The organism is Aliiglaciecola sp. 3_MG-2023 (assembly GCF_030548205.1).
GTDB lineage: Bacteria > Pseudomonadota > Gammaproteobacteria > Enterobacterales > Alteromonadaceae > Aliiglaciecola.
In genome coordinates, this window is the sequence record NZ_JAUORV010000009.1 from 145,006 (window position 1) to 159,767 (window position 14,762).

Consider the following 14,762-nt stretch of genomic DNA (forward strand, 5'->3'; position numbering starts at 1 on the left):
GGGTTAACTTTCAAACCCCATAAACAAACTTAAATTTCTTGTTAGTTGAAATAACTGCAAGAAACTTATTTTGGCTGGTTTTTACTTCACGTTTATGGTGCGCCCATGAAAAAACAATACAAAACAGTTTGGTTGTCAGATATCCATTTAGGTTGCAAAGACTGCAAAGCAGAATATTTACTCGACTTCCTAAGTAACCACCAATTCGAAACTATTTATTTGGTGGGAGACATTATTGATATGTGGGCGATGAGCAAGCAATTTCGATGGCCAGACAGCCACAACCAGGTGTTACACAAAATTTGGCAGTTGTCGCGGACAGAAACCAATGTCATATACCTACCTGGAAACCATGACCAACCATTACAAAAGTACAACGGTATGGAGTTTGGTCATATCAAAGTCCTACGTGAGACCATACATGTCACCCAAGATGACAAGAAACTGCTGGTATTGCATGGTGACCAGTTCGATGAAGAAGTATGTTTTGGTCCATTTCACGCCTGGATTGGCGACAAAGCATATGACTTGTTGTTATTTATAAATCGATGGTTCAATCGCATCCAAACTCTACGTGGAAAACCTTATTGGTCTCTCGCAGGGCATATTAAGAAGCATATTAAAGGGGCAAATTTAGCCATAGATAGATATAAACAAGCCTGTTGTAACCGAGCCAAAAGTCGGGGACTAGATGGCGTCATCTGCGGCCATATTCATCACCCAGAAATATGTTCAAAACGGCAGGTTACTTATTTCAACGATGGTGATTGGATTGAAAACTGTTCTGCCCTCACTGAAAATGAAGAGGGTCACTTAGAATTAGTGTATTGGACGAAATTAGCTGAAAGCGCCAACGTAATACCGATTAAATCTAGTGATAAACCCAAAGATTCACAAGCTGCCTAATTCCTTCCACAGAAAATTTAACGTCACAAATTTGCAAGAAATGTGGCGTTAAATTGTCATATTTCCAACGTAACATCCGCAAAAATGCAGATATATTAAGGTTTGAATATGTTCACTGTTGAAGAAGTCATTAAAAAACATTACCCACAAGCAGAAAACAACCCTTGGCTTTCGAAACCCCTGCAATTCGCTTTAAGACACTTACTTCATGAAAAAGAAATGTTGGAATTTGGACAAACCTATCCAAATATCCAGGGCATAGATTTTATAGAACAAGTTTTAGAATATTTTAATATCAGTTACTCAGTTAGAGATATTGAAAAAGAACGTATCCCAAGTTCCGGACGGGTTGTGGTGATTGCCAACCATCCCATAGGTTCGTTAGATGCATTAGCATTGTTAAAGCTATTATGTGAAATTAGGCAAGATGTAAAAGTCGTCGCCAATCAGATGCTAATGACTTTAGATCCCCTACAAGACATGTTGTTACCGGTCAATAATATGCAAGGCGGCACCCCCAAAGAACACCTGCAAAATATACATCAACACCTAAAAGAAGAAGGTGCAGTGTTAATTTTTCCAGCCGGAGAAGTATCACGCCTGCGTCCGCAAGGGGTAAGGGATACTCGTTGGAATTCTGGTTTTCTAAAAATTGCCCGATCTACCAATTCACCTATCCTTCCAACTTTTATTGATGCTAAAAATTCGCCTCTATTCTACGGGGTATCAATGTTGTATAAACCACTGGCCACTGCGTTACTAGTAAAAGAAATGTTTAAACAAAAGCGTAAACACCTGCCCATTAGAATCGGTGAAATCGTGCCCGTTGAGTCCTACAATCACAACACTTTGTCGCGCACTCAACATGTCAAATTGTTTAAAAAACACTTATATAAAATCGCATCGGGTAAACGTGGCGTGTATAAAACACAAACGGCCATTGCCATGCCGGAGGATCGTAAAACATTATCCAAAGCCATCAAATCAGAATGCGAATTGTTGGGTGAAACGGGTGATGGCAAGCTGATATATTTATATCAGTACAAAAAATCGTCGCCCATAATGCGTGAAATAGGACGCCTAAGAGAAGTTGCTTTTCGTGCGGTAGGAGAAGGTAGTAATCGCCGCAGAGATATTGACAGATTTGACAACCACTACTTACAACTTATCTTGTGGGATAGCGATGATTTAGAAATTGCTGGTGCTTATCGCATAGGTGACGCAAAAAGAATTATCGAGAAATACGGTGTAGACGGTCTGTATTCGAGTACGCTATTTAATTATAACGACAGCATGCAACCTTATTTCGAACAAGGTTTGGAATTAGGTCGCAGCTTTGTGCAACCTCGCTATTGGGGTAGACGTAGCTTAGATTATCTATGGTATGGAATTGGCGCTTTTATTCAGAAAAATCCGCAATACCGGTATCTATTCGGCCCTGTGAGTTTAAGCAATTCATATCCAAGTGCTGCTAAAAGTGTAATTGTGCAGTTTTATCAGTTGTACTTTCCCGCACAAGCCAACTTAGCGAGTTCGAAGCTCCCCTTTGAAATGAGCGAACAATTCAGCTCACCATTTACCGGTGATAACTACAAACAAGATTTCACTACCCTAAAACACCTTTTGGCGAATATGGGCATGCTGGTGCCAACCCTGTATAAACAATATTCTGAGACCTACGACGATAACGGGCTACAATTTTTAGATTTTAATATCGACCCTGATTTCAACGATTGCATTGATGGGTTAGCATTAGGAGACATTTCGAAAATGAAATCTAAAAAACAAAAGCGTTATTTACAGCAAGATATCAAAAAAGCAAGCTAAGCAAGCACTAACAATCAAGGATCAGAAAACCCGATAGCAGCAACTTCTAATAAACCATCTAGCACCTTAGCAACGGATATTAGCGATTCACCATTGACTATTGCAACTGAATCGCTATATCGTTGCTGCTAAGCATATTACTTATATCCTGAGTAAATCTACGCTGATGCTAGGAGAAAAACGTTGCTTCGCTTCTTATTTTTAATACCTATTGCACTATTTCTAATCTGGATAGTTTACCTAAAAACCCATGGTTACAGCTTGGATGATGGTAAAAAGGGATTTATTAAAATTCTCGTCATTTCATTAGGAATTGCCCTTACATACCTAGTGTTAATGTGGCTCTTATGACAGTAGGGCTTACCCAACAACGCTTGTTTTTATAATATGCTGGTATTTACTCTGCCCTTACCTGTGCAGTTTACCAGCATGCCTTAGGCTCACGCTGCATGGATTGATTAATGGTCAAGGTGCTACAAGCTGAGTCTTTTTTCTGATTATTTTGTGCCTTTGCGGTTAAGGTAAAGGTTATCCCACCTTTGTTTTTTGTACTGAAAATGTAGTGTTCAGAGTTTTTTAAACCCAATTCCTCAGCATTGGCATAACGACCGTGGGTTAGCCGAAACTGTCCCTGCATAAGGGTGTTTTCAACTAGCTCATTCTGCGCCTGTTGCCTGCGGGACTTTAAAATATTGCCGCTAAACACATTACCCGATAGCGCCACCAGAATGGCAATCATTGCCAAGGTGACCATTAATTCAATTAAGCTAACTCCCTTGCTCATAAAACTGTACTCCCTCTTTTTTAAATTTTCATATACTCAATATCAGTAAAGCACATGGAAAATTTCAAAGGGTATTGAAAGTGCAAAAATACAAACGAAGACATCAAACAAGTTATTCTCAAGGGTTCACGATTTTGGAGGTCATGGTTGTGCTTTCCATTATTGCCTTACTTAGCGCAATTGGCGCCCCGTCAATCATGCAAACCCTGCGGCATCAGCAATTAAAGGGTTCATTGCAAACCAGTTACTTTTTGTTGCAGCAAGCCAAATCAACGGCGATAACGAAAAACAAAAAAATAACAGTTCAGTTTAAAAAAGGGGATAACTGGTGCATAGCACTCAGTGATGCCGGCCCTTGTGATTGCCAATCGAAATCAATGTGTAGTGTGGATGAAATTGAATATCGTGTATCAGCTGAAGACTTTCCCAATATCTCATTCTCAAATGTCACCATGGGAAAAGATCAAGCCATTACATTTGATGGCGTGCGAGGCACCGCTATTGGTAATGCTGGCTCTGGTTTGTTTAGCAACGGTAGTGAAGCTGCCAAGCTAATTATTAGCAACTTGGGGCGGGTGAGAATTTGCATGCAATCTGGGCAACTTGGCGCATTCCAGCCATGTTAAGTTCAGGTCCAAAATCCTTTGGTTTCTCACTAGTTGAACTACTCATTGCTATGACTATTGGCTTATCTGCAGTGGCAAGCTTAGCTGGATTTGTCGGTAATAGCGCCGCAATAAACAGTAAATATCTAATGTTAATGCGCTTGAATGAAGAGCTTAATACCGTTGCAGATCTGATCGCAGCAGATTTACAACGAGCAGGCTTTAATGCCGATATTAGCAAGGCAATAGAAGACCCAGATATTTACCTAAGTCAATTTTATTACCCTGTTGTGATAGACAAACATCCGAAAGAAAACAGTCATAGCTGCATTTTATATGCATACGATAAAGACAAGAATGGTGTTATCAATGTTGAAGGAAGTAGCGAGGATTACGGATTCAGGCTGCATAATAATGCCGTAGAAATGCGACAAGATGGTGCCAATTGTACAGCAGGTGGCTGGCAAGACCTTACCGACACAAGTGTAACTAAGGTGGAAGATTTACAATTTACTATTATTTTTAGCTCTCAATCAAGCATGGCTATTCGAATACATCTCTCTGCTTCAGTGAAAAAGCATAGCAGCATAAGCCAACAGATTGTTCGAGATGTATTTCTCCAGAGTCAATACGATGTGTAACTCCTCCCCTAACCATCAATTAGGAGCGATAGTGTTAACCACAGTAACATTATTGCTTCTGCTTAGCTCAATAGTCTTAGTTTATACAGCGAGAGTCAGCATGGTAAAGAACAGAATTAGCTTAAATACACAAAATAAAGTCACCGCACAAAATATGGCTGCAATAGGCAACGTCCAATTGCTATCGCAAATTAGCAGACAACCTCAAGAAAAAATAACGACTCAAACCATAAACATAGAAGGCCAGGGAGAATATACAATTGACACGCAAAGCACTCAAACCAAGCGATTTAATGGGCACATGCGCGTTATTGAAATTAATTCCACGGGCACATCGGAAGATAAATTAGCCAGTGTAAATCTAACCCAATTTGTCATTTCCTATCCCTTACTTCGCGCGCTACCTAAAGCCCCCCTTATTGTTAGAAAGTCTTTGGCTATCGACAACACATTAACCTTGGTGGCTAACCCTAACGGCGCAGGCGAAGGCTTACCATTGTCTCTATGGACAGGTAACACGGTTGACACCACTACCTTAGGGCTATTGACCTGTCAATTGTATGAGTACTTAAATGACTATTGTGAATTATCCCCCTTGAGTGGAAAAGCGAATAAAAGTGCCGACATAATTGATAACCCCGATGCTTTCCCTAATGACATATTTGCTTACCTAACCAACCTACCAGAGAAAAACAGAGCGCAGCTATTAGACGACGCCGATAGTGTCATTTCCCACTGTGAAAGCCTCAACCATATAAGTCATGGCTTAGTGTGGGTAAAAGGCAATTGCGAGCTCACAAAAGACACCTCCGTCGGCACAACAGCAAACCCTGTGATGTTAGTCATTGATGAAGGGAGTTTGACCTTTTCTGAGAACTCAAAGATCACCGGTTTAGTGATTATGTTGATGCCATTTGACTCTATTATAGCCGCCAAAATCAATGTCAATGGGCCTGCTGCCATTGAAGGAGCCCTAATTGCTAGTGAGTCGGTTGCATTTCACAAACTGCCACTGACAATCAAATATGATACAGAAATCATAAACAATTTTCTTCAAAACCCTGGGAATTGGCGAGTTGCTCGAGTGCCCAATAGCTGGCGGAATTTCTGATGCCTTACCGACACCAGAAAGACCTTACCATTAGCCATGGGTTCTCACTTATAGAAGTGATGATCGCCTCTTTAATACTGGTTGTGGGAGTAACCGGATTTGCCACAATGCAAAACCACGTAATGAGCCATAAACAAGCTACTGATCTCCACGCTATCGCTGTCCAAGTAGCAAAACAAAAAATGATAGAACTACGACATTTCGAACAAAACAGAACGTCCGAAGATAAACTAAACTTTCAATCTATCGCCGATGACCAAGGCGGTGCTTCTGATCCCGGTGAGATTGAAGTAGTCAAAAATACTCACACTGAAAATACCCATACATTTAACCTGCATTGGGAAGTCAGCGAACAATATTTCGTTGACTCAGATGACGATGGAAAAGCTGATAAATGGGTTACTAAGGAGTTTGAAGGGTTACCCTTACCTGTGCCAGATTTGCCCCCGAGGAAAGAAGCAAAAGTGCAGGTTAGTTGGATAAACGCAGAAGGTGAAGCAAAGAAATACGAGTTAAGTAGTTTTATTGCTCCCATTCCCGCCCATAGAAGTTTTCACGCTTTTAATAAGATTTCAGATATAGAGCTGACTCCTAACACCCAACTCATGTTAGCCCCTCATCACCAGCCGATTTTGCATGAACTGAATAAGAACACCCTGCAAACCAGTTCTCCTATGAAATACGATAGTAAAACCCAAGTCACCCAACTGAGTTCTTTTCAGCTAACTTACAACGAAGATCCTAAACTCGCAATTGTACAACAACAAAGGGAATTCGCCTTTACACAATGTCGCTGTAGATTATCAGTAGAAAGCAACGCCAAAACACCGGCTCAGATAACCCTAAATGGAAATCAGCTAGCAATATTGACAGGTAAATGGATCAATAAGCTTACTGGTACCGCTGAACCAGAACAGTCGCCCTTGTGCTCTACCTGTTGCCGAGACCACCACGATACTGAGGAAATGATGAAAGCTCAGAATTACTATCGAAAAGAGTCTGATTCTCCTCATACCCATTTCCAACGCAAGGACGACGGCAAATACATCAAGGCAAGCAAGTTGGATGATCAATATGACGAGGTATGCCGATTTCAGCGGGTAAATGGTGAGTATGAATTACTGCCAGATTTACAGGCCCTGCAAACACTCTCATTCCCTAAGACGCAAATGACAAAAACGTTCAATGTGCAATATCAAAAGCAGGTTAGCAACTTACTGAAAGCACATATTTTAGGCAAGGAGCTACCTTTATCTACACTAAATACCGATGTGACAGTTGCGCCGTCAGCAAGCCAACTCCAATTACAAAGTATTTATATGGAAAGGCTAAAGGAAGAGGACATGGAAACGCTTCAAGAAATGATCCTAAAAGACTCCCCAGATTGGTTAAAACTAACACCGTTTTTAGATATTGAATTGACCCTCCATGGTAGTTGGAAAAGCAGTGATACAAGCATTGCATACATAAGTAATCAAGCTAAACAAACTACGTTTTCTCCCAAAGAGCAACAATACGCTTCCTATAGTAGAGGCCGATTAGTTGCACTGACAGCCGGAGATGCTCATTTATCTCATAGTCTAAACCCAGGGAATGAGGGAATAATCGACTCACCTGCGATTTCCGTTTTTAATCAAGAGCAAATTATCTTTAGCCCGCCATTGCAGTTGAAGGTGTTAGGAACCAAATTTCATGGCCTAGCTGGGGATATATATTGTGTCTCTTCCGTAGACGACATAGAGCAACCCTGCTCAGATAATCAATTCAAAAAACTTGATACGTTAAAAATTTACCCAGAAAAAGGCAAGTTTAGCTGCACCATTGAAGAACTGACGAAACCTAATACGAGCTTTTTCAGTTGCTCGAATATACCGAATGGCTGGTTGGGTAAAATCACTATTGATAGTTCAAAGTTAGAGGCAGAGGCGAATTTTTATTTCAAGTATCCGAGCGACAAGATCAGCAAAGGCAAAAAACTAACCTTAATTGAGCCTGTAGAGAAAACATCAAACTCTGAGTATTGGCTGATTGTTGAATTTACAAGTTAATTAAAAACTGGCGTAAAGATAACTTGCAACTTTTTACGATAAAGGCGATGAGGCTAGCTTAAGACAGCAAGTAGCAATTATCTTCTATAATAGGCTCCAACTCGATCTTTAAAAGCCAGAAGACCATAAATTTAAATTAATAAAAAGGCCAGTACGAGACTGGCCTTCTTGAAACTTACTTTAGAGACTGTAATTTATTGAATATACACTTCAATGTCGGCATCCACTTTCAACGCTTCAATGAGGTTGGTAATCTCTATTTGTGACTGCATTTGTCCCAATTGTCTTTGCATTGCAGATACTTGTTCAGCTGGCAATACGTGTGAGCTGTTAACATGGTTTAGTTGAACAACGCTAATGTCACCATTGGCTTGTACAACCACCGCTCTATTTTGCTCAGGGTTAGGAGACAATTGAAATACTTTGTTTACAATATCGCCAGGTACTTCGCTGCCAAACCGAGTAATATCACCTTGCAATTCCCAGCCAGTATTCTTTTCAGTTAGTTTATCCGTGATGTCAGAGCCATTCTCTAACTCTGCTAACACTGACTCTGCCCATGCTTTAGCCGCTTCCTGTGCTTTTTGAGCAGTCAGCTGAACAACAATTTCTGATTTAACTTCTTCCAATGACTTAGTGCGCTCAGGTTCGTGCTCTTTAACACGAATAATCATGACGTTATTTTCACCAATTGAAATCACTTCACTATTGACTCGATCACTTATTAGCTCATCGGAGAACGCTTGATTAACAACCAGTGGACTTGATACTTCTGCTGGAGGTGCACTTTGCGTAAACAGTGGAGTAGTTTTCACTTCAGTGTCTAAGGCGTCTGCAACTTCTATTAGATCATTTGGCATCTCAAACGCTAATTCGGCTGCTGTATTTTGCAGTATAAAAAATTCCTCAATCGCTTTTTCGCGTTTTACTTGCTCAGTCAATGTCTCTTTCACCTCAGCAAAAGGAGTGACTTGCTGATCTTTGATATCAGTAAGCTTAATGATTTGTAAACCGAAGTCTGATTCTACTATGTCGGTGATATCACCCACATTTGCTAAATTAAACGCAGCCTCTTCAAACTCTTCATCCATATCACCGCGAGCGATATAATCAAGGTCGCCGCCGTTTTCCGCAGAAAACGCGTCATCAGACACTTCAGCTGCCACTTTAGCAAAATCTTCACCACCACGTAGACGTGTTAACGTAGTTTCTGCTTTAGCTCTTGCTGCATCTTCATCTTCGCCAAACTCGATAAGGATGAGGGAAAGTCTTCTCTGTTCTTCTGATTGAAAATCATTAGAAGAACGATTGTATAGCTCTTCTACTTCTTCATCTGTAACTTCAATTCCCGCCATCAAGTCATCTGCATTGAGTTCAATATATTCTAGACTCACTTTTTCTTGGGTATCAAATGCCGCAATATTTTGCTGATAAAAAATTTCTATTTCTTCATCGTTAATTTCTACTGAATCTGAAAAACCCTTTGATGGCACGGTAAAATATTGAATATCACGGGTCTGCAATTGCAAGGCAAGAATTCTTGATGCTTCAGACGGCAAACTAAATTCACTGCCGAGCATCGCACTAACGAATTGTTGGCGCGTCATTTCGCTACGTAAGTAGTCTTTAAATGTACTAGGCTGGAAACCAACTTGACGCAAGGTTGCTTTAAAACGCTCATTATCGAATGATTGACCTACCTGAAACTCAGGCATATTCACGATACTTTTACGAACTTGCTCTTCACTTACGCGCAAACCAATCTCTTCGGCTGCTTGTTCCATCAATTTATCGGCAATCAGTCTATCGAGAACGTTTTTGCGAAACTGGCTCAAATAACCACTATCAGCAGCAAGTATGCTAAAGCTTTCTCCGTACTGTGCTTCCATTCGTGCACGTTCATTTTGATACGCTCTATCGAATGTGGTTTGGGAAATTTCACTTCCATTCACTGATGCAGCCGCATTACTTGATGAAGATACATAACCACCCACGCCCGCAAAGACGAAACTTAAAATAACTAAACCTAGGATCACAACAGCCCAAGTGCCTTGGGATCCTTCTCTGATTTTTTCCAACATATGCGTCTTTTATCTCCGACGGACTAATGAACTCAACCGTATTAAGGTTTTTAAAACGGTAATAAAGCGGCAGGATTATAACGTGAAAATTGGTTTGATCACCAGTGATATACCCAAGTAAAGGAGATTCAATAGCTGTTTATAATGATCCCTTGTGAATAATCTGGATCTTCAGCCTATTTATCTTATCTATCTCTATTAAAATACTCGACTTTGCACGTTTCAGAATTGCGATATTACACATACAAAAAGGGCGATGATCACTCATCGCCCTTTTTCAAAAGACTAAAATTCTTAGTTACAAGAATCTTTAAGAGCTTTACCTGCTTTGAAAGAAGGTACTTTCGCTGCAGCAATCTGGATAGTTTGACCAGTTTGCGGGTTACGACCACTTCGAGCTGCGCGCTCACGAACTGAGAATGTACCAAAGCCAACTAGCGCTACTTGATCGCCGTCTTTAAGAGCTGCAGTAACTGCATCGGTAAATGAATCAAGAGCACGACCAGCAGCTGCTTTAGAAATATCTGCACCAGCAGCAATACTATCGATTAGTTGAGACTTGTTCACAATAGATCCCCTTCATTTGTTTTTATTTATTGTTCCGTAAATTTTTTTAGTACGGTCACGTTATAGCAAGCTTAATTTTTAATTTCAAGCATTGATTTACAATTTATTTACACTTAATGAATCGTCTCAATCCCTTTTGTGATAAGGCTTCTGACGAATCTGTGCTAAAGGCTACCATATCTTTTAACTTAGTGAAGCCCTAAAATTCAAAAAATATAAAAAAAATAGCCGTTATTGGCTATTTTTTCTTCGATTGCACTTTTTCAGTGCTAAAACCCTCTGGGTTTTCCTGTAATGCTAAGTTCAAAACTTCATCAATCCATTGAACTGCATGGATATCTAAGTCTTGTTTTACATTATCAGGGATTTCTTCAAGGTCACGTTCATTATCTTTTGGAATGACCACGGTTTTAATTCCACCACGGTGGGCAGCAAGTAATTTTTCTTTCAAACCACCAATGGCGAGTACTTCTCCACGAAGTGTAATTTCACCTGTCATTGCCACTTCTGCTTTCACCGGATTACCCGTTAGCGAAGAAACTAACGCAGTACACATGGCAATACCCGCACTAGGGCCATCTTTTGGTGTAGCGCCTTCTGGAACGTGCACATGGATATCACGTTTTTCATGAAAGTCTTCGTTAATGCGTAATTTTTCAGCTCGACTACGAACCACAGTCATTGCCGTTTTAATTGATTCGAGCATTACGTCACCTAAAGATCCAGTAAAGGTTGTTTTGCCTTTACCAGGAACAGAGGTCGTTTCTATTGTAAGCAAGTCCCCGCCGACCGAAGTCCACGCCAAACCGGTAACTTGACCTATCTGATTACTTCCTTCAGCTTTACCATAATCAAAACGTTGAACACCCAAGAAATCTTTTAGGTTTTCTTGATTCGCAACGACTTGTTTCAAGGATTTGTCGAGTAAGATATTTTTCACCGCTTTGCGGCAAATTTTAGAAATTTCTCGCTCTAAACTACGTACACCCGCTTCCCGCGTGTAATAACGAATAATACCTATGATGGCAGAGTCTTCGATTACCAACTCACCTTTTTTAAGTCCATTTCGAGACATTTGCTTTTCAACAAGGTGACGGGTAGCAATGTTTAGCTTTTCATCTTCGGTGTAGCCGGATAACCGAATCACTTCCATACGGTCTAATAATGGACCTGGAATGTTCATACTATTCGAAGTGGCAACGAACATGACATCGGATAAATCGTAATCCACTTCCAAGTAGTGGTCACTGAAGGCTCCGTTTTGCTCGGGATCGAGTACTTCAAGTAAGGCTGAAGACGGATCACCTCGCATGTCCGAAGACATTTTGTCAATTTCATCAAGTAAAAATAGCGGGTTTTTAACCCCTACTTTCGCCATTTTTTGAATTAGCTTGCCTGGCATTGAGCCAATATAGGTGCGTCTATGACCTCGAATTTCAGCTTCATCGCGCACACCGCCAAGGGCCATTCTTACGTACTTACGGCCAGTAGCTTTAGCAATTGACTGCCCAAGCGAGGTTTTCCCCACACCAGGCGGTCCCACCAAACACAAAATCGGTCCTTTGAGTTTTTTCACGCGCTGTTGAACCGCTAAATACTCAAGGATTCTTTCCTTCACTTTTTCCAAACCATAATGATCGGAATCAAGAATATCATCGGCTTTGGCTAAATCTTTTTTCACTGCACTACGTTTATGCCAAGGCACATTCGCGAGCCAGTCAATATAACTTCTCACCACGGTAGCTTCAGCTGACATAGGTGACATCATTTTAAGCTTGCGTAGTTCAGCGGTAGCCTTATCCTTTGCCTCTTGAGGCATTTTGGCATCTTCGATTTTCTTGGCTAAAGCCTCAAATTCATCAGGTGTCTCATCAAGCTCACCCAACTCTTTTTGAATTGCCTTCATTTGCTCGTTTAGGTAGTACTCTCGTTGACTCTTTTCCATTTGCTTCTTAACGCGAGTACGGATTTTTTTCTCTACCTGAAGCAAATCAATTTCATTTTCCATGAGAGCCATTAAATACTCTAAACGTTCATTAACGCCTTCCATTTCGAGTACTTTCTGCTTTTCAGACAATTTCAGCGGCATGTGCGCTGCCATTGTATCAGCCAAGCGTGCCGCTTCTTCAATGCCGCTCAAGGAGGTCAGCACCTCTGGCGGGATCTTTTTATTCAGTTTAACGTAACCTTCGAACTGCGAAATTGCAGAGCGTATCAATACTTCCTGCTCGTTTTCTGCAACATCTTCATCTTCTTTACGCACAACTTCTGCTACAAAGAATTCATCAGTTTGTAAAAAGGTTTGAATTTGACCTCTAACGTTACCTTCAACCAACACTTTCACAGTGCCATCAGGTAGTTTTAGAAGTTGTAAAATAGTGGCAATGGTACCTACTTGATACACATCATCGGTTTCTGGTTCATCTACACCAGCGTCTTTTTGGGCAACCAAGAAAATCTGCTTATCTTTGTCCATTGCTGCTTCTAAACAACGAATAGATTTTTCCCTGCCAACGAATAATGGAATAACCATGTGGGGATACACCACCACATCACGCAATGCCAATACTGGCATTTCAATGCGATCAACTCGCTCATCTGTCATGCTACATCTCGTTTTAGTTAACTGCTAGAAAGGTAATGATTATGTATATGGGGTTAACACAGTAAAGTTCAATTAAATAACATTACGATACTATTAAATCTTATTCAATTTAAATTTTTATCTTTAAAAATCAAAATGTTAAATAAACTCATAATATGAAATAAATTAATTATTTATTTACCAATAGACTTACTTTGAAGAATGAGTAAAAGATCAGCTGGACCAAAATATTTTAGACAGCACAAATAATAACAAAGGCTCCGAAGAGCCTTTAGTATTAAAATAACGTTATTCTGATGCAGCTTTCTTATCGCCGCCACTGTCGTAGATAAGAATCGGTTTAGATTCGCCTTTGATCACCGTTTCATCGATAACGACTTTACTAACACCTGTCATCGACGGTAAATCATACATGGTTTCTAACAACACTCCCTCAACGATAGAGCGTAAACCACGTGCACCTGTTTTCCGTTGCATTGCTTTGTTAGCGATGGCATGCAAGGCATCTTCACGAAACTCTAGTTCAGTATCTTCCATTGCGAACAACGCACCATATTGCTTAGTTAGCGCGTTTTTAGGCTCTTGAAGAATTTGAATTAAGGCTTCTTCGTTTAACTCTTCTAAACTGGTTAGTACAGGTAAACGACCAATAAATTCCGGGATCAGTCCGTATTTAACTAAATCTTCAGGTTCTACTTTTTTGAACAGTTCGCTGGCTGCTTTTTTGTCGTCTTTATTTTTGACTGTCGCGCCAAAACCAATGCCTGAACCCACAGCTGCTCGCTGTTCAATCACTTTGTCTAGACCTGCAAAAGCACCACCACAGATAAATAAGATTTTTGAAGTATCCACTTGCAAAAACTCTTGTTGTGGATGCTTACGTCCACCTTGAGGCGGAACGGAAGCAATTGTACCTTCAATTAGTTTTAACAATGCCTGTTGAACACCTTCCCCTGACACATCACGGGTAATCGAAGGATTATCAGACTTACGAGATATTTTATCTATTTCATCAATGTAAACGATGCCACGTTGGGCTTTTTCCACGTCGTAATCACACTTCTGCAATAACTTTTGGATAATGTTTTCAACATCTTCGCCCACATAACCAGCTTCAGTTAGGGTAGTCGCATCAGCCATAGTAAACGGCACGTCTAATAGTCTTGCTAGTGTTTCAGCAAGCAGCGTTTTTCCGCTACCTGTTGGCCCGATAAGCAAGATATTACTCTTACTTAACTCGATGCCATTGTGAACATCACCACTTCGCAGTCGTTTATAGTGATTATAAACAGCAACCGATAACACCTTTTTAGCATGTTCCTGACCAATTACATATTCATCCAGATGAGTATGTATCTCTTTTGGTTTAGGTAGTGCGTCTTGCTTTTTCTTAGGTGAAATTTCTTTAATTTCTTCACGAATAATATCGTTACAAAGCTCGACACACTCGTCACAAATGAACACCGAAGGTCCGGCGATAAGTTTACGCACTTCGTGCTGACTCTTACCGCAGAACGAGCAATACAATAGCTTGTTGTCGCCGTCTGTGTTTTGCTTATCACTCATTTAACAATTGCCCCTTCCATT

The 14,762-nt window shown here is 40.5% G+C and carries 11 protein-coding genes; 6 read left to right on the forward strand and 5 right to left on the reverse strand.

Going from position 1 to position 14,762, the window contains the following annotated elements:
• The first annotated feature begins 105 nt into the window (after positions 1 to 105).
• Entirely contained in the window at positions 106 to 906 is an 801-nt protein-coding gene (locus tag Q4574_RS12145) for a UDP-2,3-diacylglucosamine diphosphatase (protein ID WP_303474412.1), read from the forward strand.
• Positions 907 to 1,014: 108 nt separating this feature from the next.
• Positions 1,015 to 2,733 carry a lysophospholipid acyltransferase family protein gene (locus tag Q4574_RS12150; protein WP_303474413.1) on the forward strand — a complete coding sequence of 573 codons (1,719 nt, stop codon included), beginning with the start codon at positions 1,015 to 1,017 and terminating at the stop codon, positions 2,731 to 2,733.
• A gap of 421 nt (positions 2,734 to 3,154) precedes the next feature.
• Here Q4574_RS12150 and Q4574_RS12155 read toward each other — a convergent pair whose 3' ends face one another.
• Positions 3,155 to 3,517, reverse strand: coding sequence for a type IV pilin protein (locus Q4574_RS12155; protein WP_303474414.1), 363 nt, complete (start codon positions 3,515 to 3,517; stop codon positions 3,155 to 3,157).
• Positions 3,518 to 3,597: 80 nt separating this feature from the next.
• Here Q4574_RS12155 and Q4574_RS12160 point away from each other — a divergent pair, with 80 nt between their 5' ends.
• The 4 genes from Q4574_RS12160 (at position 3,598) to Q4574_RS12175 (ending at position 7,922) form a co-directional block, all read left to right on the forward strand.
• Positions 3,598 to 4,143 (forward strand): GspH/FimT family pseudopilin, encoded by a 546-nt coding sequence (locus Q4574_RS12160; protein WP_303474415.1) that lies wholly within the window; start codon positions 3,598 to 3,600, stop codon positions 4,141 to 4,143.
• A complete protein-coding gene (locus Q4574_RS12165) occupies positions 4,101 to 4,763 on the forward strand; it encodes a prepilin-type N-terminal cleavage/methylation domain-containing protein (RefSeq protein WP_303474416.1) in 663 nt (220 codons plus the stop codon). The genes Q4574_RS12160 and Q4574_RS12165 overlap by 43 nt, the downstream gene beginning before the upstream one ends.
• Positions 4,764 to 4,863: 100 nt before the next feature.
• A complete protein-coding gene (locus Q4574_RS12170; protein WP_303474417.1) occupies positions 4,864 to 5,874 on the forward strand; it encodes a hypothetical protein in 1,011 nt (336 codons plus the stop codon).
• A complete protein-coding gene (locus tag Q4574_RS12175) occupies positions 5,874 to 7,922 on the forward strand; it encodes a prepilin-type N-terminal cleavage/methylation domain-containing protein (protein ID WP_303474418.1) in 2,049 nt (682 codons plus the stop codon). Before Q4574_RS12170 ends, Q4574_RS12175 begins: the two co-directional genes overlap by 1 nt.
• 194 nt (positions 7,923 to 8,116) lie before the next feature.
• On the opposite strand, the gene Q4574_RS12180 is transcribed toward Q4574_RS12175, so the two are convergent.
• The 4 genes from Q4574_RS12180 to clpX all read right to left on the reverse strand — a co-directional run bounded on the left by Q4574_RS12180 (position 8,117) and on the right by clpX (position 14,741).
• Positions 8,117 to 10,003 (reverse strand): SurA N-terminal domain-containing protein, encoded by a 1,887-nt coding sequence (locus Q4574_RS12180; protein WP_303474419.1) that lies wholly within the window; start codon positions 10,001 to 10,003, stop codon positions 8,117 to 8,119.
• Positions 10,004 to 10,297: 294 nt separating this feature from the next.
• Positions 10,298 to 10,570 (reverse strand): nucleoid-associated protein HU-beta, encoded by a 273-nt coding sequence (gene hupB, locus Q4574_RS12185; protein WP_303474420.1) that lies wholly within the window; start codon positions 10,568 to 10,570, stop codon positions 10,298 to 10,300.
• A 238-nt stretch (positions 10,571 to 10,808) separates the two neighbouring features.
• Positions 10,809 to 13,175: an endopeptidase La gene (gene lon / locus Q4574_RS12190; protein ID WP_303474421.1), complete on the reverse strand. Its 2,367-nt coding sequence runs from the start codon at positions 13,173 to 13,175 to the stop codon at positions 10,809 to 10,811.
• Between the two features lie 288 nt (positions 13,176 to 13,463).
• Complete coding sequence (gene clpX, locus Q4574_RS12195) at positions 13,464 to 14,741, reverse strand: ATP-dependent protease ATP-binding subunit ClpX (protein WP_303474422.1); 1,278 nt, start codon at positions 14,739 to 14,741, stop codon at positions 13,464 to 13,466.
• Positions 14,742 to 14,762: the final 21 nt, after the last annotated feature.

Bases quoted from the DNA above. Each gene is read 5' to 3' on its own strand.
- Q4574_RS12145 (WP_303474412.1), top strand. From the start codon at position 106: ATGAAAAAACAATACAAAACAGTTTGGTTGTCAGATATCCATTTAGGT.
- Q4574_RS12150 (WP_303474413.1), top strand. From the start codon at position 1,015: ATGTTCACTGTTGAAGAAGTCATTAAAAAACATTACCCACAAGCAGAA.
- Q4574_RS12155 (WP_303474414.1), bottom strand. From the start codon at position 3,517: ATGAGCAAGGGAGTTAGCTTAATTGAATTAATGGTCACCTTGGCAATG.
- Q4574_RS12170 (WP_303474417.1), top strand. From the start codon at position 4,864: ATGGTAAAGAACAGAATTAGCTTAAATACACAAAATAAAGTCACCGCA.
- Q4574_RS12175 (WP_303474418.1), top strand. From the start codon at position 5,874: ATGCCTTACCGACACCAGAAAGACCTTACCATTAGCCATGGGTTCTCA.
- Q4574_RS12180 (WP_303474419.1), bottom strand. From the start codon at position 10,003: ATGTTGGAAAAAATCAGAGAAGGATCCCAAGGCACTTGGGCTGTTGTG.
- lon (WP_303474421.1), bottom strand. From the start codon at position 13,175: ATGACAGATGAGCGAGTTGATCGCATTGAAATGCCAGTATTGGCATTG.
- clpX (WP_303474422.1), bottom strand. From the start codon at position 14,741: ATGAGTGATAAGCAAAACACAGACGGCGACAACAAGCTATTGTATTGC.